The following is a 23,786-nucleotide window of genomic DNA, read 5'->3' on the forward strand; positions in this document are numbered from 1 at the left end:
TTTTTCATTGCAGATCTCCTTCTCATGTGGGAGCGAGCCTGCTCGCGAAGGCGCCCTAAAGAACACCTCAAATCCCGCAGAGCTCACGCAACAGCGCGGTATCGAGATGCTGCTCCACCAAATCCGCCAAGCGCTCGATATCCCGCTCGCGCAACCCGTGGTAATCCACATCCTGCACAGCCTGCAAACCGGCCCAGCGCAACAACGCACTGCAGGCCGCCGGTGATTCAAACAAGCCGTGCAGGTAGGTGCCGAGAATCTGCCCGTCGGTACTTTGCGCACCGTCACAACGACCATCATCGAGCTGCACCGCGGTGTTTTCCAACGCCGCTCCGGTGGTCACGCCGGCATGGATTTCATAGCCGCTGACTTCAGCATTCTCCAGCGCCAGGCGCCCACGCACATTGCGCAGTTGCTTCTGTGCTTCGAGCCGGGTTTCGAACGCCAGCAACCCCAGGCCGATGCTGGAACCCGGCGCGCCTTCAAGGCCCAGCGGATCGTGTACCTGCTCACCGAGCATTTGCAGGCCGCCGCAGATGCCCAGCACTTTCCCGCCATAGCGCAGATGTCGAGAGATCGCGGTGTCCCAGCCGTTGGCCCGCAGATAAGCGAGATCACTGCGCACGCTTTTCGAGCCGGGAAGAATGATCAGATCGGCCGGTGGAATCGCCTGGCCGGGACCGATGAAATGCAGGTCCACTTGCGGATGCAGGCGCAACGGGTCGAAGTCGGTGTGATTACTGATGCGCGGCAGCACCGGCACCACCACGTTCAACACCTGCTCAGCCTTGTCGGTCTGGCGCTGATCGATACCGTCCTCGGCTTCCAGATGCAGGTCCATTACGTATGGCAACACGCCGATCACCGGTTTGCCGGTGCGTTCCTCCAGCCAGTCCAGGCCCGGTTGCAGCAAAGCGATATCGCCACGAAAACGGTTGATGATGAAGCCCTTGACCCGCGCCTGTTCGCTGGGCGACAGCAGCTCCAGCGTGCCCACCAGGTGGGCGAACACTCCGCCTCGATTGATGTCGGCGATCAGCACCACCGGACAATCCACCGCTTCGGCGAAGCCCATGTTGGCAATGTCGCCGGCACGCAGATTGATCTCGGCAGGCGAACCGGCACCTTCGACCATCACCAGCGGATAGGCCGCGCTCAACCGGGCATGGGAGGCCAACACCGCTTGCATGGCGATGGCTTTGTAGTCGTGATAAGCCACGGCATTCATGGTCGTGACTGCACGACCGTGGATGATCACCTGGGCGCCGGTGTCGCTGTTGGGTTTGAGCAGCACCGGGTTCATGTCCGTGTGCGGTTCGAGATACGCGGCCTGGGCCTGCACCGCTTGTGCGCGACCGATCTCGCCACCGTCGGCCGTCACCGCGCTGTTGAGCGCCATGTTCTGCGGCTTGAATGGCACCACGTCTACACCCTGACGCGTGACCCAACGGCACAGCGCCGTCACCAGCGTGCTTTTGCCGGCGTCCGATGTGGTGCCCTGCACCATCAAGGTGGTCATGAGGCTTCCTTGGCAAAGTCTTCAAATGCGGCGGCGAGGCGTGTCCAGTCGGCTTCATCGGCCGGCAAGCCAAAACGCAGGCTGCTGTTCAGCGTGAACAATCGCAGCAGAATGCCACGCCGGGCCATGAATTCATGGAGCTCTTCGGCGCGTTCGGTGATCAGCCATTGGAACAAGGCGCAACCGCCTTGGGGTTTGAAACCGTGCTGCTCAAGCAACGACGCCAACCGTTCGCTGGCCTCCTCGGCTCGCACCCGTTGCCGCACATGCCCTTCGGTATCGCGCAGGCAAGCCTGGCCCAGCACCCGGGTCGGGCCGCTCACCGCCCAGGGTCCGACCTGTTCGGCGAGCAACTTGAGCAATTTGCGCTCGGCCAGGACAAACCCCAGACGCACCCCGGCCAGGCCGAAAAACTTGCCGAACGAACGCAGCACAATCAGTCCGACCTGATGAGCAAACGGCGCCACACTCAGGTGCGGCGTGTTATCCATGAACGCTTCGTCCACCACCAGCCAGCCACCGCGCTGGGCCAGCCGCGAATGCCAATCGAGCAATCGCGCAGGCGTCAGGCTCAGGCCGGTGGGATTGTTCGGGTTGACCACCACCAGCACATCGAGACTGTCGACAAAGAAATCGACTTCCTGCTCCAGCACTTCGCGCACGATGTAGCCATTACGACGCCAGGCTTCGGCATGTTCGGCGTAACACGGCGACAGCACGCCGACCTTGCCCGCCCGGCGCAATCGCGGCAACAACTGGATGGCCATCTGCGAACCGGCCACCGGCAGTGCTTGCAAGGTGCCGTAGTAGTCGCAGGCGGCCTGCTCCAGGCCGTCATCGGTTTCCGGCAAGCGTGCCCAGGCCCGCAGCGGGATCTGCGGCACCGGGAACGGCCAGGGCGCCAGGCCGCTGGACAGGTCAAGCCAATCGGCTTGCGCGATGCCGTATTCGAGCGCCGCCTTGCGCAACCGTCCACCGTGTTCAAGCATAAAATTCAGCCCCCACGCAGAGAATCAGCAGCCATAACCATACCCCGCGCTGGACCAATTGCCAGCCGCGGTCAATGGAGTCGGCGTCCGCCGGCAGGCCTTCGCCCAGTGTCGGACGCTCATGCAGTTCGCCGTGATAAATCGCCGGCCCACCCAACTCGACGCCCAGGGCACCAGCACCCGCCGCCATCACCGGACCGGCATTCGGACTGTCCCAGGTCGGGCCCTGGGTACGCCAACATTTCAAGGCCAACCGAGTCTTGCCCAGCAGCGCGTAGGTCAACGCCACCAACCGCGCGGGAATGTAATTGAGTACATCGTCGATCTTCGCCGCGGCCCAGCCAAATCGCTCGAAGCGTTCATTGCGATAGCCCCACATCGCATCCAGGGTGTTGCTCAAACGGTAGAGCACCACGCCAGGCGCACCGGCCACGGCAAACCAGAACAAAGCGGCGAACACCGCATCGCTGCCGTTCTCCAGCACCGACTCGGTGGCGGCGCGGGCGACTGCGGTTTTGTCGAGCTCACTGGTCTGACGGCTGACCAGGTAACCCACCCGCGTGCGCGCCTCCTCCAGATCATCGCTGCGCAGAGCCTTGGCCACTGGTTCGACATGCTCACCGAGGCTGCGCATGCCCAGGGCGCAATACAGTGCGAGAATCTCGACGACCCAACCCACATAAGGCGCCCAGGAAAACGCCGTGGCCAACAGCGTCAGCGGCAACACGGCGATCACCCACGCGGTCACGCCATGGCTGCGCCAGCCGCGACCACCGCCGTTGAAACGTTGCTCGATGCGCTCGGCAAAACGGCCGAACGCCACCAGCGGATGCCAGCGTTTGGGTTCGCCCAGCAGCGCATCCAGCGCCACGGCGGCGACACTCAATAACGCCACACTCATGGACGCACTCCCCAATAATTCTCGTATAACAATTCACTGAGCGGACGCGCCTGCGCCCAGCCCTCCAGCACCAGCATCGGTGCCGGATAAAATTCCTTGACCGGTCCCAGGCACAAAATGGCCAACGGCTTGGCGCCTGACGGCAGACCCAGCAGGTCTGCCAGCGCTTGTGGTTCGAACAGCGAGACCCAACCCATGCCCAACCCTTCGGCGCGGGACGCCAGCCACAGGTTCTGGATCGCGCAAGACAACGAGGCCAGGTCCATTTCCGGCAAGGTGCGCCGACCGAAGATATGCCGTTCGCGATCATCCATCAGCGCCGCGACCAGCACTTCGGCGCAATCGTTGATGCCTTCAACCTTGAGTTGCATGAATTCGTCGGTGCGCTCACCCAGGGCTTCGGCAGTGCGGATGCGTTCTTCTTCCACCAGCGCCTGGATCTTGCCGCGCAAGGCGCGGTCGCTGATGCGAATGAAACGCCAAGGCTGCATCAGGCCGACACTCGGCGCCTGGTGCGCGGCTTCGAGCAGGCGCCGCAAGAGCTCGGGCTCGACGGTGCCACCACTGAAGTGGCGCATGTCGCGGCGTTCGGCGATGGCGCGATAAACCGCTTCGCGTTCGGCCGGACTGAATGCGTTGTCAGTCATGGCCTCTTCGCGAGCAGGCTCGCTCCCACAGGATTCAGGTGATCATTGGTGGGCGCGAGCCTGCTCGCGAAGGCATCCCCTCGGTCAGGCGCAAACAGCGCGGCGACCGCGGTTGGATTGGACGGAAAATAAAAATGCACATACGAGGCCGTCATCCGCCCCTGACGATAAACTGCCTCCGCCCCACGCCCGCCGTTAGGGCTCAAGCCCCGGGCAATCGGCGTCAGTTCGGTGGTGGTCAGCGAATGATGATAGGTGTGGCCGCGCAGCGAACCTTCCGGCAGTTCAACCGCTTGCAAGGCCAGCGCGGCGAGGCGCTTTTGCATCACCGCATCGCCGCTCAGCAAGCCGACCAGTTCTGCGCGAGTGCCTTCGACATCGGTCAGCGAATCGAGCAGATAAAGCATGCCGCCACATTCGGCCAGCAACGGTTTGCCCGCTGCGTGGTGCGCACGGATAGCGCTGAGCATCGACGTGTTTTGTGCCAGGGCCACATGGTGCAATTCCGGATAGCCACCCGGTAGATACAGGCTGTCTGCCTCCGGCAAATCCGCATCACGGATCGGCGAGAAAAACCGCAGCTCGGCGCCCATCGCCCGCAGCAAATCAAGGCTGGCGCCGTAGGTGAAGGCAAACGCTTCGTCCCGGGCCACGGCAATGCGCACGCCGGCCAGCAGTGGCTCGGCGGCAATCACATCCGGCGCGGCGAATTCAACCGCCGGCGGCAGCGCAACCTCGCAACTGCCGGCCAAGGCATCGGCTGCCGCATCGAGACGCACATCGAGGTCGTTCAACTCGCTGGCCTGGACGAGGCCGAGGTGTCGACTCGGCAATTCGATCCCGGTTTCCCGGGACAACGCACCATACCAACGCAGGCCTTCGGTCAGGCTGCCTTCGAGCAGTTGTGCATGACGCAAGGTGCCGACACGATTGGCCAGGACCCCGGCGAACGGCAAGTCCGGCTGATAGCGCGCCAGCCCCAGTGCCAGTGCGCCAAAGGTCTGGGCCATGGCGGTGCCGTCGATCACGCCCAGCACCGGCACACCGAAGTGCCGTGCCAGATCAGCGCTGGACGGTGTGCCGTCGAACAGCCCCATCACGCCTTCGATCAGGATCAGGTCGGCGTCGCCTGCGGCTTCCCACAACAAGCGGCGACTTTCCTGCTCGCCGACCATCCACATGTCCAGTTGATACACCGGCGCACCGCTGGCGCGCTCGAGAATCATCGGGTCGAGAAAGTCGGGGCCACATTTGAACACGCGAACCTTGCGCCCCTGATTGCGATGCAATCGGGCCAGCGCGGCGGTGACAGTGGTCTTGCCCTGTCCGGAGGCCGGCGCGGCAATCAGTACCGCGGGGCAACGACGGGGTTGACTCACAGCTCAACGCCTTTTTGCGCTTTGATCCCGGCCTGGAACGCGTGCTTGATCATGCCCATCTCGGTGACGGTGTCGGCCAGTTCGATCATCTCCGGTTTGGCACCGCGACCGGTGACCACCACGTGCTGCATCGGCGGACGTGCCTGCAAATCACTGAGCACCTGATCGAGATCGAGGTAGCCGTGCTTGAGCGCGATGTTCAATTCATCCAGCACCACCAGGCCGATGGATGGATCGCGCAGCAATTGCTGCGACACCGCCCAGGCCGCTTCAGCGGCGGCGATATCACGCTGACGGTCCTGGGTTTCCCAGGTAAAGCCCTCGCCCATCACATGAAAGCGCACCTGCTCGGGGAAGCGCCGGAAGAACAACTCCTCGCCCGTGCTGTTGCGCCCCTTGATGAACTGCACCACGCCGCACTGCATGCCGTGGCCCAGCGACCGGGCGAGCATGCCGAACGCCGAGCTGCTCTTGCCTTTGCCGTTGCCGGTCAGCACCAGCAACAGGCCGCATTCGTTCGGGGAATTGGCGATGCGTTCGTCGATCACGGCTTTCTTGCGCAGCATGCGCGCCAGATGACGTTCGTCACGATCAGGGGTATCAGTCATGGGGAGCTCTCCGTTGAGGCTGGATAACGGCGGGCAGGCACAAGAATAGACGGCAAGAAGCCTGGCATCGCCCACCGTGATGCCGCTTGGATGGATCAGGCCGGTCTCCGGGCTCATGAGCGGCGTTGGCCTGACTGCGCGCCTTCCCATGTCTTTTGACACAGTGGCTCAAGACGCAGCTTTCACTCATTTACCGTTGCGGGGGCAGCGCCGGAATTGCAGACCTTCGTGCTTTGAAGTGACCACTCACCGGCTTCCCTGTTTCACTCTGTCGGCCCAAGCCACAGAGCACCTGAAACAAGCCGCGAAGGTTAGAGGGTTGGGGGTGGAGCGTCAATTGAAGACGGGGCGTATGAGTGAATAACAGCCGCCCATCCACAATTTGACGTCAATCTTGTGCCACACTCTCAGCAGTGATATCAAAGAGCCACAACCCCACAACACAATAAAAAGGGTGAGCCCCATGCAAGGCATGATCATCAGCAATCCGAAGCTGGAATTCCTGCGACCGGTGCTGGAGCGCTGGTTCGAGTGTATTGACCGCTACAACGCTGTGCGTGGAGATAATGAAACACCGTACTGGCTCGACGAAAAGGCCAATCTCGGCCTGCTCTCAGCTGCGGCATGGATGGCGGAGACGGTCACGCTGCAACAATCGCCCACCCGCAAACAGATCGAAGAAGGCGAACGCAATGGCCGCGCCGACCTGTTTATCGCCACCCCCGAGGCCCGCACCTGGCTGCAGGCCACGCAACGCTGGCCACGGGTCAACAACCTGAACCTGACCCAGGCCCTGCACGACATCACCAGCAACGCCAGGCAAATCAGCTACGCGAGCGACCTGAAGCTCGGTTGCCTGTTCGTCGCCCCGCAAAAAGCCCAGCACGGCGCCACTCCGGAAGAACTGCAAGACATGGTCGACGACCTGCAAAAGGAGCACACCTGCGCCGTGGCCTGGTATTTCCCCTACGCCTATCGCAAGTTGCACAACGAAGCGGGCCACTATCACCCCGGCATCGCCGTGCTGCTGAAAGAGGCTCGCGGCTGAGGGTTGAACCATCCAGCGTCCAGACTTCTCTATGATTAGATCAAGGCATTCATAGGGAAGATCAGCAATGCGCACGCCTCAACTCGCTTTTGTCATCGCCCTCGCCGGAGGGCTCGCCGCCTGCGGTGAAACCTCCAGGCTGCAAGTCTCCGACGGCACCGGCCCGTCGCCCAAGCTGCCAGAACCGAACAAAACACTGATCCCGACTGTGAACATCGCGCCGGCCATCGGCTGGCCGGACGGCGCGAAACCCGTCGCTGCCGCCGGCACGCAAGTGGCCGCGTTCGCCGAAGGCCTTGATCACCCGCGCTGGCTTTACGTGCTGCCCAATGGCGACGTGCTGGTCGCCGAAACCAACGCCCCGCCAAAACCCGATGGCGGTCAAGGCATTCGTGGCTGGGTCATGAAAAAAGTCATGGGCCGTGCCGGGGCTGGCGTGCCGAGCCCGAACCGCATCACCTTGCTGCGAGATTCGGATCACGATGGCATTGCCGAGACCCGCACGGTCTTCCTGGAAAATCTCAACTCGCCTTTCGGCATGACCCTGGTCGGCAATGATCTATACATTGCCGATACCGATCGCCTGCTGCGCTTTCACTATGAAAACGGCGAGACGGTGATCAAGTCGCAGCCGATCAAAGTGGTGGATTTGCCGGGCGGCGCCCTGAATCACCACTGGACCAAAAACGTCATCGCCAGCAAGGACGGCAGCAAGCTGTACGTCACGGTGGGTTCGAACAGCAACGTCGGCGAAAACGGCATGGATCAGGAGGAAGGACGTGCAGCGATCTGGGAAGTGGATCGCGCCACCGGCAACCACCGGATCTTTGCTTCGGGGATTCGCAATCCGAACGGACTGGCCTGGGAACCCACCAGCGGTGCTTTGTGGACTGCGGTCAATGAGCGGGATGAAATCGGCAGCGACCTGGTGCCCGATTACATCACCTCCGTGAAGGACGGCGGGTTCTATGGTTGGCCTTACAGCTATTACGGCCAGCACGTCGACGTTCGCGTCGAGCCGCAAAAACCCGAGTGGGTGGCCAAGGCGATTGCACCGGACTACGCGGTGGGTCCGCATACCGCGTCACTGGGCCTGACGTTTGCCGAGGGCAACAAGTTGCCGGCGCAATTCAGGGAAGGCGCCTTTATCGGCCAGCACGGCTCATGGAACCGCAAGCCGCACAGTGGCTACAAAGTGATTTTCGTGCCCTTCAGCGCCGGCAAACCGAACGGGCAGCCGGTGGATGTGCTCACGGGGTTTCTCAATGACGACGAAAAAGCCATGGGCCGGCCGGTGGGGGTAGTGATCGATCAGCAAGGTGGCTTGCTGGTGGCGGATGATGTGGGGAACAAGGTTTGGCGGGTGTCCGCGACCAAATAACACCACATAACACTGTGGGAGCGAGCCTGCTCGCGAATAGGCCAGCACATTCAACATCAATGTTACCTGTCGTGCCGCATTCGCGAGCAGGCTCGCTCCCACAGAGACTCAGTGTTTAGCGTTTACGGCAGAGCGTAAGCCCATCCCCCAACGGCAACAACGATAAATCCACCCGCGAATCATCCTTCAAGGCACGATTGAGCGCCTGGATGGCGCGGGTGTCTTCACTTTCCGGATCAGCCTCAAGCACCCGGCCACTCCACAGCGTGTTATCGAACACGGCCAGACCGCCGGTGCGCAACAGACGCAACGCATGCTCCAGATAGACGGGATAGTTGGCCTTGTCAGCATCGATGAAAACAAGATCGAACTGCCCGGGCTGGTCCAGCGTACTCAGGGTTTGCAGCGCAGGCGCCAGACGCAGATCGATTCGCCCGGACAAACCGGCTTCCTGCCAGTAACGGTGCGCCGTAGCGTTGTAATCGCCGGGAATGTCACAGCAGATCAGCGAGCCGTCTTGCGGCAATGCCGCTGCCATGCACAGGGCGCTGTAACCGGTGAAAGTGCCGACTTCCAAAACACGCCTGGCGCCGATGAGTTTCACCAGCAACGCGAGAAACTGCCCCTGCTCGGGCGCCACTTGCCAACGCGCCATGGGCAGCGCCTGGGTCTCGTCGCGCAAACGCTTGAGCAGTTGCGTTTCACGCAGGGACACGTCCAGCAGGTACTGATAGAGCGAATCGTCGAGATTGAGCGTGCGAGCGGTCATGACCACAACCTCCGGCGGTTACGGATTGCGCGCCAGGTGCTCCGGTTGCAGGACGCGCTTGGCGCTCAGGTAGGCTTTCTGCCAATACACCTTGGACAAGCTGTCGAGCTTGACCGTGCCACCCGTGGCAGGCGCGTGGACGAACCGGCCTTCGCCGACGTAGATGCCGGCATGGTTGACCTGGGAACTGCCATTGGTGGCGAAGAAAACCAGATCACCTGTTTGCAGCCCTTCCTTGCCCACGTTGGCCGCTTGCATGGTGATCATTTCACGGGTGGTGCGCGGCAAGGAAATCCCGGTGACATCACGGTACACGTAACCGATCAACCCGCTGCAATCGAAACCGGAATCCGGCGTATTGCCGCCCCAGCGATAAGGCGTGCCCACCAGGCCCAACGCGCGGAACAGCACGTCTTCAGCTTCAGGCGAAAAGGCTTGGGAGGGACCGAAAACGATGGGCGCGCGAACCACCGGCGCTGGCGGCGGTGTGCGACTGGCGCAGGCGCTGAGCAGCGCTGCGAAAAGCATGATTGCGAGGCGGGCCGACGTCGACATAGGCAGAGCATCCTGATCTGGCTGCGGCTTTTTTTCTGCAGAGACGCAGAAAAGAAAACCGCCTGCGCAGTACGCAGGCGGTTTGCCATCATTCATAGATCAGATTCTAGCGCTTATGCGGCAAACTTCAAGTAAGACTTTAAGTTCGCCTTACAAACTGTCCGCTTACTTGCGAGCCGTGACGATCGGGCTTGCCGCAGGAGCCATCGCGAGGGCGCGCTTGGCTTCGATGAAGGTTTTGCTCCAGTAGCTGTCGCCCAGGCTATCGATCCGCACACCACCGCTTTTGCGGCTGCTGGAATGAATAAACTGATTGTCACCCAGGTAGATCCCGGCGTGACTGACGCGACCGCGACGGCCATTGGTGGCGAAGAACAGCAGGTCGCCTGGTTCAAGTTTGTTGCGAGACACCAGCGGCGCATCCACGTTGATCATTTCGCGGGTGGAGCGTGGCAGGTTCATGCCCGCCTCTTCGCGGAACAGATAACCGATGAAACCGCTGCAATCAAAACCGGCTTCAGAGGTACCGCCAAAACGGTAACGGGTACCGATCAGGGACATGCCGCGTTCGAGGATACTGTCGGCCAGAACTGGAAGTTGATAAGACTTGCCGTCGGCGAAGGCGGCCAGTTCTTTTTCAGTCGCTACTTCGTCCTGGAAAAGAGAATCCTGATAACGAACGGAAGAGGCAGTAACAGTGTCTTGAACCTGCTGTTGTTGCGCTTGCTGCGACACCGGAGTGTGGGCAGCGCAACCGAACAACAGGGTAACGAGTGCGAGGGGCACGAGGGGTGCAAAGCGCTTTAGCATGGGCACGACCGTGGCTGATAGTTTTAAAGAAGCCGAGACTATGCCCGCTATCAAACCCATTTGCAAATTCAATCGAACTTTTTGTGACTTCTCGGTTTCTCGTTTACATCTAAGCGCTTAAGCCCTATTTGATCGTTTGCGCAGACTACTAGTTGTAGGAAAGCGTGTTTTCTGGCGCCTGAAACTTGCCAAAACTGCTGTAGGCATTGGCTTTACCAGGCGTGTTACCAGCCCAGCGTTTCTTTCAGGAACGGAATAGTCAGCTTGCGCTGGGCTTGAAGGGAGGCCTGATCGAGACGTTCAAGCAACTCGAACAGCGCGCTCATGCTTCGGGTACCGCGGGTCAGGATAAAATGCCCGACTTCATCGGTCAGGTGCAGGCCGCGACGGGATGCACGCAGTTGCAGGGCACGCAGCTTGTCTTCGTCGGAGAGCGGGCGCATCTGGAAGATCAGTGCCAGGGTCAGGCGGGATTTGAGGTCCGCCAGCTTCACCGGCAACTCGCGCGGGGACGTCGACGCGGCAATCAGCAGGCGCCGACCGCTGTCACGCAGACGATTGAACAGATGGAACAGCGCCTCTTCCCAATCCGCCTTGCCGGCAACGGCCTGCAGATCATCCAGACAGACCAGTTCGTACTGTTCGAGGTTGTCGAGAATCTCGATGCCGCGATCCATCAACTCGGCCAGCGGCAGATACACCGCCGGCTCGCCCATTTGCTCGAAGCGCAGGCAGGCTGCCTGCAACAAATGCGTACGCCCTACCCCGTGCTTGCCCCAGAGGTAAATCAGGCTTTCGGTCCACCCGGCGTCGGCTTCGCACAGCCGCTCGACATAGCCGAGTGCAGCGGCATTGGCGCCTGGGTAGTAGTTGATGAAGGTGGCGTCGTCACGCAGACGCACACCTAGGGGCAGCTGAATCGGTTTCATGCTGACTGAACAGTTCCAAAGGAACCGTTAGTGGCCTCTGTGTAAAGTTTGCGAAGTTTATACCCGTGAGGCCGACCGCACAATGCGACAGACCACAAGCAAAATCAAAGGTTTGCGTTGACGCACCGGTTTCATGACAGTTTCTTTGGCGCTGCAGGCAACAACCCTGCATCAATCCGCGACGCCTTTGAAGTAGCCTGAAGCCCTGGCTCGTCAACCCCACCGTAAATATCAGAATCTTTATATAAATCATGCACATGGCGCACCAGCACCATGATCACCGCCGCCACCGGCAACGCCAGCAGAACCCCGGTAAAACCGAACAGTTCACCACCGGCCAGTATCGCGAAGATCACTGCCACCGGGTGCAGGCCAATGCGGTCTCCCACCAGTAACGGCGTCAGTACCATGCCCTCCAGCGCCTGACCGACCATGAACACCGCCACGATGCCGATCATCGGGTACAGATCGCCGCCAAACTGGAACAGACCGGCAATCAATGCCGCGCCAATACCGATGACAAACCCCATGTACGGGACAATCGCCGCCAAACCGGCAATCAGACCGATCAACAGACCCAATTCCAGCCCGACCAACATCAGGCCCGCGGCATAGATCACGCCCAAGGCCACCATCACCAGCAACTGCCCGCGCACAAACGCCCCGAGCACTTCATGACACTCACCAGCGAGTAATACTGCGCGCTCCTCGCGATCCCGGGGCAGCAGACCACGGATCTTTGCCATCATCAAATCCCAATCCCGCAGCAAGTAGAAACTCACCACCGGTATCAGCACCAGATTCGCCAGCCAGCCAATCAAAGCCAGACCGGAAGCCGTCGCCTGACTCAGCACCACCCCGACGATGTCGGTGGTCTGCCCCATGTGCTCACTAATGGCGGCCTTGAGTTTGTCGAACTTCCAGAACCCCTCCGACAAACCGAACTTGGACTGCGCCCACGGCAGCGCGGTGTGCTGCAACCAATCGAGCATCTGCGGTGCCAGCTCATATAAACGCAACAACTGCTTGGCGAGCATCGGCACCAACACCAGCAACAGCGCTGTGAAGATCAAGGTAAACAGCGCGAATACAGCGACCACGCCCAAGGTTCGCGACAGCCCGGCTTTTTCCATCCTGTCCACCAGTGGGTCAAACAGATAAGCCAACAGCAACGCCACCAGGAACGGCGTCAGAATCGGGTGCAACAGCCAGATAAACGCGCAGAGCAGAACCACCCCACCCAACCAGAACCAACGCCGCGTATCGGCCATGAACCACTCCATTGCTTCTATATAAAGAAAGAAAAACTACCAGCGAAATCGTAACTGCGGTGTCGGTGCCGGGGCGGGTGTCGCGACAGGAACCGAACCGTCAGCCACCGGTGCAACAGGCGCGACGGGAGCAGGTGCGGGTGCCGTTGTAACTTCCTGCAATTTCGCCAGCGACAACTGCGCCCGCAGCTGATCGGTACTGCCATTGACCCGATAGAGGATCCGGTCGCCATTGACACTTTGCGGGCGCCCGGAAAAAGGCTCCAGCAAACGCCCAAGGGTCGCATAGCGCTCAAGATTCATGCCCTGCACTTCCAGCAACTGTTGAGTTGCAGCCCCTGGCCTGGCGACAAAGCGCGGTGCCAGACGCTCATTGACCGCCAGCATGACCGCGTCCGCCAAAGCGGCTTGATCAGCCCCCTGGGCAGTGCCCGCCTCTTTCTGATCCCCCAGCCACAAACGCCATTTGGCTTGCCACTGCCCACCCTCTTCGCGGGCGTGTACTGCCAGCAAGGCGTCGGCATTGTACCTTTCCGATGCGTTGCGCAGCGGCGCCGGATCAGCACTTTCCAGATTGGGCGCGGTGGCGACGATCTGTTCATTCAAATCCGCCAGGGGCAAGCGCAACGGCAAGCCACGGTGCTGTGCCGCGCGGCGCAGCGGGGCCGCACTGGCCTGACCATCCCCCACCAGGCTTGAACCATCGCTGTAGTCGTTCAGCCACCACCCGAGGATGGAGGGTCGATTGGCGCCCCACATGGCCAACCCGGCACGGCGCATGGCCTGTTCAGTGGTGCCCGGATCGAAATCGACTTTCAGGACTTCCGGTGGCCCGGCGTCATAACCGAACTGACTGATGATTTGCTGCGGGTCCTTGCGGATCGCTGCCAGCCCCGGACTTTGCGCTGCCTTGGGGTCGCCGGTCAGACGCAAGACAAGGGTATCGAGGGCGCGTTGAGTCGCCTGGTCCCGCTCCTGCGGCGACTGGCCGCTGACGGGTTCGCGCACCTGGTAAAGGCCTTTGACGGTTTCGGCATGACTGACCAGGCTGAACAGTGACAAACAGCCCACAAACAAGAATTTGCAAAAACGCATGGAAGATTCCTGAGGACAAGAGCAGCTGGAACAGGCCGCATGAACATGATCGGGCAAGGCTGTGACCATCGCCTGGCGCAAAACATTCACACGCCCCGGGTAAGTTTTCGCACTGTCATAACGATAGACGGTAAATGCCGATACCCTTCCCAGGCCTGAAGGATGCCACCATCACGCTGTAATGATGGTTTTTTTATGCCGATATGCCCCTGCCGTCGGCCTGAGGATGGCCGCTGCCCTTCAAGCCTGATAAAATCGCGCGCCTTCGCAGACCGGCAACAGCCGGGCACTATCGAAATTCGCGTGAGGCAATCGCCCCCGTCGATTTCGGCGCCCCCGCTGAACTCGGTCGTTACCCAGAAATCCCCCCTAAAGGCCTGGATCATGAGCAAGCAACCCTCCCTGAGCTACAAGGACGCCGGTGTAGACATCGACGCCGGTGAAGCATTGGTCGAACGCATCAAGAGCGTCGCCAAGCGCACTGCGCGCCCGGAAGTCATGGGCGGCCTGGGCGGTTTTGGCGCCCTCTGCGAAATCCCGGCCGGCTACAAGCAGCCCGTGCTGGTTTCCGGCACTGACGGCGTCGGCACCAAACTGCGCCTGGCACTGAACCTGAACAAGCACGACAGCATCGGCATCGACCTGGTTGCCATGTGCGTCAACGACTTGGTGGTGTGCGGCGCCGAGCCGCTGTTCTTCCTTGACTACTACGCCACCGGCAAACTGAACGTCGACACCGCCGCTCAGGTCGTGACCGGCATCGGCGCAGGCTGCGAGCTGTCCGGCTGCTCCCTGGTCGGCGGCGAAACCGCTGAGATGCCTGGCATGTACGAAGGCGAAGACTACGACCTGGCCGGCTTCTGTGTCGGCGTCGTGGAAAAATCCGAAATCATCGACGGCTCCAAAGTCGCTACCGGCGACGCCCTGCTCGCCCTGCCATCGTCCGGCCCGCACTCCAACGGTTACTCGCTGATCCGCAAGATCATCGAAGTCTCCGGTGCCGACATCGAAAACACCCAGCTCGACGGCAAACCGCTGACCGACCTGCTGATGGCCCCGACCCGTATCTACGTGAAGCCGTTGCTCAAGCTGATCAAGGAAACCGGCGCCGTCAAGGCCATGGCCCACATCACCGGTGGCGGCCTGCTGGACAACATTCCGCGCGTGCTGCCAAAAGGCGCACAAGCCGTGGTTGACGTGGCGAGCTGGACCCGCCCGGCCGTGTTCGACTGGCTGCAAGAGAAAGGCAACGTCGACGAGAACGAAATGCACCGCGTGCTGAACTGCGGCGTGGGCATGGTCATCTGCGTGGCGCAAGAGCACGTTGAAACCGCCCTGAACGTTCTGCGCGAAGCCGGCGAGCAGCCTTGGGTCATCGGTCAGATCTCCACCGCTGCCGAAGGCGCGGCTCAGGTTGAACTGAAGAACCTCAAGGCTCATTGATGTCCCAGACCTGTGATGTGGTGGTGCTGTTGTCCGGCACCGGCAGTAACTTGCAGGCCTTGATCGACAGCACGCGGACCGGCGACAGCCCGGTCCGCATCGCTGCGGTGATTTCCAACCGTGCCGACGCCTTCGGCCTGCAACGCGCCAGGGATGCGGGTATCGATACCCGCACCCTGGATCACAAGGCTTTCGACGGCCGCGAGGCCTTCGATGCCGCGCTGATCGAACTGATCGACGCCTTCCACCCCAAACTCGTGGTACTGGCCGGTTTCATGCGCATTCTCAGCGCGGACTTCGTGCGCCATTACCAGGGTCGCCTGCTCAACATCCATCCTTCGCTGCTGCCCAAATACAAAGGGTTACACACTCATCAGCGCGCGCTGGAGGCTGGCGACGCCGAGCACGGCTGCTCCGTGCACTTCGTCACCGAGGAACTCGATGGCGGACCACTGGTCGTACAGGCAGTAATACCGGTAGAGTTGCACGACTCGCCGCAGAGTCTGGCGCAGCGGGTCCACGTTCAGGAACACCTGATCTACCCGATGGCCGTTCGCTGGTTTGCCGAGGGCCGGCTATCACTTGGCGATCAAGGTGCTTTACTGGATGGACAGTTACTCGCGGCCAGCGGCCACTTGATTCGAACCTAGGAGATTTTATGCGTCGTGCCCTGCTCTTCGCTTGCGCTCTGTTCGCCTTGCCCTTCGCACAGGCTGCAGACCTTCAACCTTTCTCCGCCAGCTACACCGCCGACTGGAAGCAGCTGCCCATGAGCGGCACCGCCGAGCGCAGCCTGACCAAGGAAGCCAACGGCGTCTGGAGGCTCAGCTTCAAGGCTTCGATGATGATCGCCAGCCTGTCCGAAGAAAGCACCCTGACCGTCGACAAGGACACCCTGCTGCCACAGTCCTACCACTTCGAACGAGGTGGCCTGGGCAAGGCCAAGAAGGCTGATCTGGACTTCGACTGGGCCGCCAAAAAAGTCACCGGCACCGACCGCGGTGACCCTGTCAACATTCCGCTCAACCGCGGCATGGTCGACAAATCCACCTACCAGCTGGCGCTGCAGCACGACGTGGCCGCCGGCAAGAAAAGCATGAGCTATCAAGTGGTAGACGATGGCGAAGTCGACACCTATGACTTCCGCGTGCTGGGTTCGGAAAAGGTCGACACAAAAGCCGGCCAGATCGAAGCGATCAAGGTCGAGCGCGTGCGCGACCCGACACAAAGCAAGCGCATCACCGTGCTCTGGTTCGCCAAGGATTGGGACTACCTGCTGGTCCGCCTGCAACAGGTTGAAACCGACGGCAAGGAGTACAACATCATGCTCCTGGACGGCAAGGTCAACGGCAAGACTGTCAAAGGCAGTTGAGCTACCGACACGACGAAGCCCCGCAATCGCGGGGCTTTTTTTTCGCCTGGCATTCGGCAAAGAAAGCGGAACGCGCCTCAAGAGGAATGCTCTATACCTTCAAGGTCTTTTTTGATCGAATGACGCTTCCTGTTGCCTGCGAGGTTTCCCATGACTGTTACCGTCAATACCGTCTGCGCCGAAGGTTTTCGCCATACCGTTCAGATCGATGACCACGAACTCTTTGCCGATGTGCCTGTATCCGCAGGAGGTGAAGGCTCGGCGCCGGAACCCCACGATTACTTCGATGCCGCACTGGGTGCCTGCAAAGCCCTGACCCTCAAGCTGTATGCCAGGAAGAAGGGCATCCCGCTGACCGGTGTCGGCGTCGAGGTCAAACGCGACAACAGTGAAGAGCAAAAGGGCAAATACGCGCTGCACGTCAAACTGACCCTCAAGGGCGTGCTGACCGACGCACAGCGTGACGAGCTGCACCGCGTGGCCGATCGCTGCCCGATCCACAAGCTGATGACCAGCAGTGAAGTCAGCATCGAAACTCATTTGTCCGAAGGCGCGTTCAGCCAATAGCGGCAAGGGTTGCGCAAGCGGGTTATGCTCGTCCGCATCACCCGCTCAGTCTGGAACGCACCATGAACACTCCGCTCGTGATCCGCCCCCGCGCCGAAGATGTCGAAGGCCAGCCGATTCTTCGCCCGTTGCCATCCGCCAAATGCCGCAATGTCGGGCCTTTCGTATTTTTCGACCACATGCTGCAAACCCGCTACGCTGCGGGAGACGGCATGAACATCCGACAGCATCCGCACATTGGCCTGTCCACGCTCACCTACCTGTTTGAGGGGCAACTCCAGCACAAGGACAGCCTCGGTTCGAATCAAGTGGTCAACGCCGGGGATGTCAGCTGGATGACCGCCGGCAGCGCCATCGCCCACGTCGAGCGCACGCCCGACGCCCTGAAAGAACGTGGTTTCACGATGCACGGCTTGCAAATCTGGCTGGCCTCGCCCAAGGACCATGAACAGGGTCCGGGCCATTACAGCCACCACCCCGCGTCTACCCTGCCGGTCAGTGAAAACCTTGGCGTGAAGATCCGCATGATTGCCGGGTCAGGCTTTTGCCTGCAATCGCCGGTGCCGGTGCTTTCTCCTACGCTGTATGCCGAATTGCACCTGCAAACGGCGACGTCCTTGCTGATTCCCACCGAACATGAAGAACGTGCGCTCTATGTGTTGAGCGGCGAGGTACAACTGGAAGGCGAATTGATAGAACCGCATTCGCTGGTGGTGCTGCCCGTCGGTGAAGAGATGACGCTGTTCGCCGAGAGCGATTGTCATGCCGTGCTGTTTGGCGGAGCACCGCTGGACGGTCCGCGGCGGATCAACTGGAATTTTGTGGCGAGCGATCCAGCGCTGATCGACGAAGCGCGCCGTCGCTGGGCGGCCGGGGATTGGCCGACGGTGCCGGGGGAAGTTGAGCGGATCGAATTGCCAAAACAGCGAAGCGAGCCCACTCCCTTGTAATTGTCTTTGGTGTGAATCACACCGCCTTCGCGAGCAGGCTCGCTCCCACAATGGAATGTGTTCCCCTGTGGAAGCGAGTCTGCTCCGGGCGGCGTTCCGACGAAGAGGCCGGCGCTAACACCGACCCGATAGCGGCAAAAAAGTGGTCAACCCTTGAACACTTCATCCAGCAGATTGTGCATCGAAGCGAATGCACGGGCGGCGATCTTCGCGTCGTACATCATCATGCCCGGCACCTTGGCATGCGGGTCGGTGAACGAGTGGAAAGCCCCACCGTAGCTCAGCAACTGCCAATCCACACCAGCAGCGTTCATTTCTTCTTCGAAGGCGGGCAATTGCTCTTTCGGCACCAATGGATCGGAAGCGCCGTGCAGCACCAATACCGAGCCCTTGATGTTTTTCGCATCGTTGACGTCCGGCGTATCGAGGGTGCCGTGGAACGACACCGCCGCCTTCACCGGTGCACCGGTACGGGCAAACTCCAGGGCGCAGCAACCACCGAAGCAGAAACCGAAGGTCGCCAGTTTCGACGTATCGACCTGCGCCTCGCCCTGCTGTTGCAACTGTTCAAAAGCCACTTGCATGCGCTTACGCAGCAGTGCCCGGTCATTTTTCAGCGGCATCATCGCCGCGCCCGCCTCGTCGTTGTTGGTTGGACGAACCGACTGGCCGTAGAGGTCCGCGATCAGCACCACGTAGCCCTTGGCCGCCACCGACTTGGCAATCTCCTCGGCGCCGGCACCGACGCCCATCCAGTTCGGCGCCATCAGCAGACCAGGGCGCACACCTTTATGATCGGCGTCGAAAGCCAGGCGGCTCTCGTAAGCCTGCCCGTCAATCTGGTAGGCAACGGAACGTACAGTGATTTGACTCATTTCTGACTCCTGATTTTTGAACACCAGAATGAAAAAACCCGCCGAAGCGGGTTTTTCTACAACGCAGTTAAACCGACAGTTCAACCAGCAGCTTGTTGAGACGACGCACATACGCCGCCGGATCTTTCAAGCTGTCGCCGGCCGCCAGGGCTGCCTGATCGAAGAGGATGTGCGACAGGTCGCCGAAGCGCTCGTCACTCTGCTCGTTATCGAGCTTCTCGATCAGCGGGTGAGCCGGGTTGAACTCAAAGATCGGCTTCGAATCCGGAACCTTCTGACCGCTGGCTTCCAGGATCTGACGCATTTGCAGGCCAAGATCCTGCTCACCGATGGCCAGGATCGCCGGGGAATCGGTCAGGCGATGGGACACCCGCACTTCAGCAACGGATTCGCCCAAAGCGGTCTTGAGACGCTCGACCAGACCTTCCTTGGACTTGGCGACTTCTTGCGCAGCCTTCTTGTCCTCTTCCGAGTCCAGGTTGCCCAGGTCCAGGTCACCACGCGCCACATCGACAAAGCTCTTGCCGTCGAAGTCGCTGAGGTAGCTCATCAGCCACTCGTCGATACGGTCGGTCAGCAGCAGCACTTCGATGCCTTTCTTGCGGAAGACTTCCAGGTGCGGGCTGTTCTTGACCTGGGCGTAGGTTTCGCCGGTCAGGTAGTAAATCTTGTCCTGACCTTCCTTGGCGCGTGCCAGGTATTCGGCCAGGCCGACTACCTGCTCACCGTCATCACCGCTGGTCGAGGCGAAACGCAGCAGGCCGGCGATTTTTTCTTTGTTGGCGAAATCTTCTGCCGGGCCTTCTTTCATGACCTGACCGAAGTTCTTCCAGAAGCCTTTGTATTGCTCAGGCTCGTTCTTCGCCAGTTTTTCCAGCATATCCAGCACGCGCTTGGTCAGCGCCGACTTCATGGAGTCGATGATCGGGTCTTTCTGCAGAATTTCCCGCGACACGTTCAGCGACAGGTCGTTGGAATCGACCACGCCCTTGATGAAGCGCAGGTACAGCGGCAGGAACGACTCGGCCTGATCCATGACAAACACACGCTGCACGTACAGCTTCAGGCCTTTCGGCGCTTCACGCTGGTACAGGTCGAACGGCGCACGAGCCGGCACATACAGCAGCGAGCTGTATTCCAGCTTGCCTTCCACCTTGTTGTGGCTCCAGCTCAGCGGGTTTTCGAAGTCGTGAGCGATGTGCTTGTAGAACTCCTGGTATTCCTCATCCTTCACTTCAGTGCGAGGGCGAGTCCACAGGGCGCTGGCGCGGTTGACGGTTTCCCATTCAACGGCCGGTTTCTCTTCACCTTCGGCAGCTGCCACTTCTTTCGGCAACTCGATCGGCAAGGCGATGTGGTCGGAGTACTTCTTGATGATGTTACGCAGGCGCCAGCCGTCGGCGAACTCGTCTTCGCCGGACTTCAGGTGCAGCACGATGCGGGTACCGCGCTCGGCCTTGTCGATGGTGGCGACTTCGAACTCGCCTTCACCCTTGGACGACCAATGCACGCCTTCGCTGGCCGGGCTGCCGGCACGACGGCTGAACACGTCGACCTTGTCGGCGACGATGAACGCAGAATAGAAACCCACACCGAACTGACCGATCAGGTGCGAGTCTTTCTTCTGATCGCCCGACAGGTTTTTCATGAAATCGGCGGTGCCGGATTTGGCGATGGTGCCCAGATGGGTGATCACATCTTCGCGGCTCATGCCGATACCGTTGTCTTCGAGCGTGACGGTCTTGGCGTCCTTGTCGAAGCTCACACGGATTTTCAGCTCAGCGCCACCTTCCAGCAATTCAGGCTTGGCCAACGCTTCGAAACGTAATTTGTCTACAGCGTCAGAGGCGTTCGAGATCAGTTCGCGAAGGAAAATTTCCTTGTTGGAATACAGCGAATGGATCATGAGGTGCAGCAGCTGCTTTACCTCGGTCTGGAAGCCCAGGGTTTCCTTTTGAGTTTCCACACTCATGGTCATCAAACTCCAATCAGATGGCATAAGCCGCGACTTTGAGGGTCGGCGGCGGGTTGTCATCTGAGTTGGGGGCTCCGTTCAGGATTTCAAGGGCTCCTCCAGTTTGAAATGTGCCCGGGCCGTGGCGATGGCCTCACCTTCGGTGGTTTGCCAGGCCGTAACCGCCACGTTGGCCACCCGGCGTCCCTGGCGGCACACCTGGCATCGGGCCCAGGTATCGCGGAACTGCCCGGTACGAAGATAATCGAGGGAAAAGTCGATAATCTTCGGCACGCCCGGCGAGCCGGTAGCGATCAGCAGGTGCATCGCCGCAGCCAGCTCCATGAAACCGGCAATTACACCGCCGTGGATCGCAGGCAATAAAGGGTTGCCGATGTTGTCCTTGTTGGCAGGCAGGCGAAACAGCAATTCATCCCCCACCCGTGAGCATTCCACCCCGATCAGCGTGGCGTAGGGAATCCGTTGCAGCAGCGAGGCGTAATCCCCCTGGGCATGGGCCTGTTGCAGTTGTTCCTGGAACGTGTCGGTCATTTCTTGTCTCCAGCGATGGCACCACCAAAGCCTTTGGTGCCCTTTATGCCCTTGCCCATGCGCATGAAGGTGCCCACCACATGGGCTATCGGTTGTTCAGGGTCATCCTGATAGGCAAAGCCGCGGGCGAAAATCACGTCGGTGGTCACCCGGTAACATTGGGCGAAGCCATAGACATCTTTATGGGGTTCAGCGGCATGCATGTAGTCGATGCGCAGATCGAGGGTCGGGCAGACTTCGAATTCCGGCAGCACGCAGAGCGTGGACATGCCGCAAGCGGTATCCATCAGCGTGGTCAATGCGCCGCCGTGGATCACGCCGGTCTGCGGGTTGCCGACGATCTGCGGGCTGTATGGCAGAACCACTGTGAGTCCTTCACTGCTGGCGCTGTGAACGTACAGCCCGAGGACCTGACAGTGGCGCAGCGCTGACAGAAATCGCGAAGCGCGATCAAAAAGGGGATTTTCAGCCATTTGATAAAAACTCTTGTTTATTAGTCTGGCAACGCATTAACACCCCTGGAAAAAGTTCCACGTTAGATCAAACTTATATATCTGAACGACGTGAGGAACTTAACCCTGATGTCTGCGCTCGAAAGGGCAGTAAGATACTTTCCATCAGGAGAAACACCCCATGCGTAAGACTTTAGCTATTGCCTTGATGTTGACCGCTTCCCTCGGTCTCGCTGCTTGCGATAAAAAATCCGAGGACAAAGCTCAAGACGCTACCCAACATGCTGAACAAGCCCAGGAAAAAATGAGCGAGGCTCAGGATAAAGTGAACGAGGCGGCGAAAGAAAACGCCGAAGCCGCCAAAGCTCAGGCTGAATCGAACGAAGCAGCGGCAAAAGAAGCCGCGCCGGAAGCACCTAAGAACTAATCCGGTTTTTAGCGTGACAAAAGAAAACCCGCCAAGTGCGGGTTTTCTTTTGCCTGCAGTTTTGAATGCGCTGAGCGCTAGAGCAAAATCGTTCGAAAAGTCGGACTAATCATCAGCAATAACGAACAGATTAAACCCACCAGCCAAATCAGGCTGCGCTGCCACGCCAAGTCTTTCCAGTAACACACCAAGTAGATCACTCGCGTGATCACGAAGATGATCGCCAGCAAGTCGATGAGCCATCCTGCCGTTTGCGTGGTATGCGCCATCAACACACCCACCGCGAATAATATGAAGGCCTCGAAACTATTCTGGTGTGCCGCCACCGCCCGGGCACCCAAACCGGTGAGTTGTGCCTGCTGTTGGCGCGGCAGGTGATTGTTGTAACCACCCTGCTCTTTCATGGCCGTTGTCACGGGCATGCGCGCCACGTAAATCAGCACGGCACTGATAAACACACACCAGAACGGAATACTCATCAAGCGACCTCTTTACTCACCTCGGGCAATGGCGCCTCTGTAGGGGTATAGACCATCACGTCGAGAACGTCGGAGTGAAACTCGCGGCGATACAACACGAACACGACGCCGGCACTCATCAACATGAACAACCAGGGGCTGACGAACCAGGCCAGCATCGTCATGCCGAAGTAATAAGAACGCAGGCCGAAGTTGAACTGGTTGGCGGCCATGGAGATGACACGGGCTGCACGGGTGGCGAAGGCTTTGCGCTCCTGTTCGGAGACATGGCGCTCACCGACCATCGGCGCCGAACCCACGAGAATCGCCGCGAAGTTGTACTGACGCATGCACCAGCTGAACGTGAAGAACGCGTAGACGAACACCAGTGCCAGGCACAGCAACTTGATTTCCGACATGCCCTGGGAAGCCTGTTGCACCATCGGGATGTCCGCCAGCAACGAGACGGCCCTTTCCGAGGCGCCAAGTACGGTAAGAATACCGGCCAGGATAATAAGTGTGCTGGAGGCAAAGAACGAGGCATTGCGCTCCAGGTTGCCGATCACGCTGGCGTCGGCGATGCGGTTGTCACGCAGCAGCATGCGGCGCATCCAGTCTTCGCGGTAAAGATGCAGAACGCTGGCCAGGCAGGCAGTGTCGCGGCCCTTCCATGTGGCATAGCGGGTGTATCCGCCCCAGCAGATGATGAACCAGAGCGCGGCGAGGATGTGGATCAGGTTGGCTTGGATGAACGACATGCAGGTCCTTGTGATGTAGTAACGGAACATTCAAACCTTGTGGGAGCGAGCCTGCTCGCGAAAGCGGCGCCACATTC

25 protein-coding genes, 1 pseudogene and 1 riboswitch are annotated in these 23,786 nt (G+C 60.1%); of the genes and pseudogenes, 8 read left to right on the forward strand and 18 right to left on the reverse strand.

Annotated elements, in window-relative coordinates; all coding sequences use genetic code 11:
- Window positions 1-67 precede the first annotated feature (67 nt).
- Genes ACW9HW_RS19220 through cobO form a run of 6 tightly spaced genes read right to left on the reverse strand, consistent with a single transcriptional unit; the run spans window position 68 to window position 6,043 of the window.
- Window positions 68-1,519, reverse strand: coding sequence for a cobyric acid synthase (locus ACW9HW_RS19220; protein ID WP_457401298.1), 1,452 nt, complete (start codon window positions 1,517-1,519; stop codon window positions 68-70).
- Entirely contained in the window at window positions 1,516-2,508 is a 993-nt protein-coding gene (gene cobD, locus ACW9HW_RS19225) for a threonine-phosphate decarboxylase CobD (RefSeq protein ID WP_095195626.1), read from the reverse strand. Before cobD ends, ACW9HW_RS19220 begins: the two co-directional genes overlap by 4 nt.
- A complete protein-coding gene (gene cbiB / locus ACW9HW_RS19230) occupies window positions 2,501-3,409 on the reverse strand; it encodes an adenosylcobinamide-phosphate synthase CbiB (RefSeq protein WP_457401300.1) in 909 nt (302 codons plus the stop codon). Before cbiB ends, cobD begins: the two co-directional genes overlap by 8 nt.
- Entirely contained in the window at window positions 3,406-4,056 is a 651-nt protein-coding gene (gene bluB, locus ACW9HW_RS19235; protein WP_095195628.1) for a 5,6-dimethylbenzimidazole synthase, read from the reverse strand. Before bluB ends, cbiB begins: the two co-directional genes overlap by 4 nt.
- The gene (locus tag ACW9HW_RS19240; RefSeq protein WP_095195629.1) at window positions 4,053-5,435 is read right to left on the reverse strand and encodes a cobyrinate a,c-diamide synthase; all 1,383 of its coding nucleotides are present in this window, start codon (window positions 5,433-5,435) and stop codon (window positions 4,053-4,055) included. Before ACW9HW_RS19240 ends, bluB begins: the two co-directional genes overlap by 4 nt.
- Window positions 5,432-6,043 (reverse strand): cob(I)yrinic acid a,c-diamide adenosyltransferase, encoded by a 612-nt coding sequence (cobO, locus tag ACW9HW_RS19245; protein WP_095195630.1) that lies wholly within the window; start codon window positions 6,041-6,043, stop codon window positions 5,432-5,434. The genes ACW9HW_RS19240 and cobO overlap by 4 nt, the downstream gene beginning before the upstream one ends.
- An 81-nt stretch (window positions 6,044-6,124) precedes the next feature.
- Window positions 6,125-6,354, reverse strand: a riboswitch (cobalamin riboswitch).
- A gap of 152 nt (window positions 6,355-6,506) precedes the next feature.
- On the opposite strand from cobO, the gene ACW9HW_RS19250 reads away from it, so the two are divergent.
- Window positions 6,507-7,091 (forward strand): hypothetical protein, encoded by a 585-nt coding sequence (locus ACW9HW_RS19250; protein WP_457401302.1) that lies wholly within the window; start codon window positions 6,507-6,509, stop codon window positions 7,089-7,091.
- Between the two features lie 67 nt (window positions 7,092-7,158).
- Entirely contained in the window at window positions 7,159-8,472 is a 1,314-nt protein-coding gene (locus tag ACW9HW_RS19255; RefSeq protein ID WP_095195632.1) for a PQQ-dependent sugar dehydrogenase, read from the forward strand.
- 115 nt (window positions 8,473-8,587) lie between these two features.
- Here the strand turns inward: ACW9HW_RS19255 and ACW9HW_RS19260 are convergent, their stop codons facing one another.
- The 6 genes and pseudogenes from ACW9HW_RS19260 to ACW9HW_RS19285 form a co-directional block, all read right to left on the reverse strand.
- Window positions 8,588-9,241, reverse strand: a complete 654-nt coding sequence (locus tag ACW9HW_RS19260) for an O-methyltransferase (protein ID WP_095195633.1) — start codon at window positions 9,239-9,241, stop codon at window positions 8,588-8,590.
- Between the two features lie 18 nt (window positions 9,242-9,259).
- Window positions 9,260-9,796 carry a C40 family peptidase gene (locus ACW9HW_RS19265; protein WP_095195634.1) on the reverse strand — a complete coding sequence of 179 codons (537 nt, stop codon included), beginning with the start codon at window positions 9,794-9,796 and terminating at the stop codon, window positions 9,260-9,262.
- Window positions 9,797-9,961: 165 nt separating this feature from the next.
- Window positions 9,962-10,606, reverse strand: a complete 645-nt coding sequence (locus ACW9HW_RS19270) for a C40 family peptidase (protein WP_095195635.1) — start codon at window positions 10,604-10,606, stop codon at window positions 9,962-9,964.
- A 224-nt stretch (window positions 10,607-10,830) separates the two neighbouring features.
- Window positions 10,831-11,535, reverse strand: coding sequence for a DnaA regulatory inactivator Hda (gene hda / locus ACW9HW_RS19275; protein ID WP_007936072.1), 705 nt, complete (start codon window positions 11,533-11,535; stop codon window positions 10,831-10,833).
- A 200-nt stretch (window positions 11,536-11,735) separates the two neighbouring features.
- A pseudogene (locus tag ACW9HW_RS19280) lies at window positions 11,736-12,806 on the reverse strand (AI-2E family transporter); the annotation flags it as partial.
- A gap of 36 nt (window positions 12,807-12,842) precedes the next feature.
- Complete coding sequence (locus ACW9HW_RS19285) at window positions 12,843-13,901, reverse strand: DUF2066 domain-containing protein (RefSeq protein ID WP_457401305.1); 1,059 nt, start codon at window positions 13,899-13,901, stop codon at window positions 12,843-12,845.
- Window positions 13,902-14,285: 384 nt separating this feature from the next.
- On the opposite strand from ACW9HW_RS19285, the gene purM reads away from it, so the two are divergent.
- From purM to ACW9HW_RS19310, 5 genes are all read left to right on the forward strand, one after another.
- Complete coding sequence (gene purM, locus ACW9HW_RS19290; RefSeq protein ID WP_095195638.1) at window positions 14,286-15,344, forward strand: phosphoribosylformylglycinamidine cyclo-ligase; 1,059 nt, start codon at window positions 14,286-14,288, stop codon at window positions 15,342-15,344.
- Window positions 15,344-15,994 (forward strand): phosphoribosylglycinamide formyltransferase, encoded by a 651-nt coding sequence (purN, locus tag ACW9HW_RS19295; RefSeq protein WP_095195639.1) that lies wholly within the window; start codon window positions 15,344-15,346, stop codon window positions 15,992-15,994. The genes purM and purN overlap by 1 nt, the downstream gene beginning before the upstream one ends.
- An 8-nt stretch (window positions 15,995-16,002) precedes the next feature.
- Window positions 16,003-16,716, forward strand: coding sequence for a DUF3108 domain-containing protein (locus ACW9HW_RS19300; protein WP_095195640.1), 714 nt, complete (start codon window positions 16,003-16,005; stop codon window positions 16,714-16,716).
- A 150-nt stretch (window positions 16,717-16,866) separates the two neighbouring features.
- Complete coding sequence (locus ACW9HW_RS19305) at window positions 16,867-17,283, forward strand: OsmC family protein (RefSeq protein WP_095195641.1); 417 nt, start codon at window positions 16,867-16,869, stop codon at window positions 17,281-17,283.
- 62 nt (window positions 17,284-17,345) lie between these two features.
- Window positions 17,346-18,233 (forward strand): pirin family protein, encoded by an 888-nt coding sequence (locus ACW9HW_RS19310; protein ID WP_457401308.1) that lies wholly within the window; start codon window positions 17,346-17,348, stop codon window positions 18,231-18,233.
- A 146-nt stretch (window positions 18,234-18,379) separates the two neighbouring features.
- Here ACW9HW_RS19310 and ACW9HW_RS19315 read toward each other — a convergent pair whose 3' ends face one another.
- From ACW9HW_RS19315 to ACW9HW_RS19330, 4 genes are all read right to left on the reverse strand, one after another.
- Window positions 18,380-19,108 (reverse strand): dienelactone hydrolase family protein, encoded by a 729-nt coding sequence (locus ACW9HW_RS19315; RefSeq protein WP_095195643.1) that lies wholly within the window; start codon window positions 19,106-19,108, stop codon window positions 18,380-18,382.
- A gap of 67 nt (window positions 19,109-19,175) precedes the next feature.
- A complete protein-coding gene (gene htpG, locus ACW9HW_RS19320; RefSeq protein WP_095195810.1) occupies window positions 19,176-21,080 on the reverse strand; it encodes a molecular chaperone HtpG in 1,905 nt (634 codons plus the stop codon).
- An 81-nt stretch (window positions 21,081-21,161) separates the two neighbouring features.
- Entirely contained in the window at window positions 21,162-21,614 is a 453-nt protein-coding gene (locus ACW9HW_RS19325; RefSeq protein ID WP_095195644.1) for a PaaI family thioesterase, read from the reverse strand.
- Window positions 21,611-22,087 carry a PaaI family thioesterase gene (locus tag ACW9HW_RS19330; RefSeq protein ID WP_095195645.1) on the reverse strand — a complete coding sequence of 159 codons (477 nt, stop codon included), beginning with the start codon at window positions 22,085-22,087 and terminating at the stop codon, window positions 21,611-21,613. Before ACW9HW_RS19330 ends, ACW9HW_RS19325 begins: the two co-directional genes overlap by 4 nt.
- Before the next feature lie 160 nt (window positions 22,088-22,247).
- Here ACW9HW_RS19330 and ACW9HW_RS19335 point away from each other — a divergent pair, with 160 nt between their 5' ends.
- Window positions 22,248-22,493: a hypothetical protein gene (locus ACW9HW_RS19335; RefSeq protein ID WP_095195646.1), complete on the forward strand. Its 246-nt coding sequence runs from the start codon at window positions 22,248-22,250 to the stop codon at window positions 22,491-22,493.
- 77 nt (window positions 22,494-22,570) lie between these two features.
- Here ACW9HW_RS19335 and ACW9HW_RS19340 read toward each other — a convergent pair whose 3' ends face one another.
- Both ACW9HW_RS19340 and ACW9HW_RS19345 read right to left on the reverse strand, forming a co-directional pair.
- Complete coding sequence (locus tag ACW9HW_RS19340; RefSeq protein WP_095195647.1) at window positions 22,571-22,972, reverse strand: MAPEG family protein; 402 nt, start codon at window positions 22,970-22,972, stop codon at window positions 22,571-22,573.
- On the reverse strand, window positions 22,972-23,709 hold the full coding sequence (locus tag ACW9HW_RS19345) for a DUF599 domain-containing protein (protein WP_137805437.1): 738 nt from the start codon (window positions 23,707-23,709) through the stop codon (window positions 22,972-22,974). Before ACW9HW_RS19345 ends, ACW9HW_RS19340 begins: the two co-directional genes overlap by 1 nt.
- Window positions 23,710-23,786: the final 77 nt, after the last annotated feature.

It is taken from the genome of Pseudomonas sp. SDO5532_S415 (assembly GCF_054071155.1).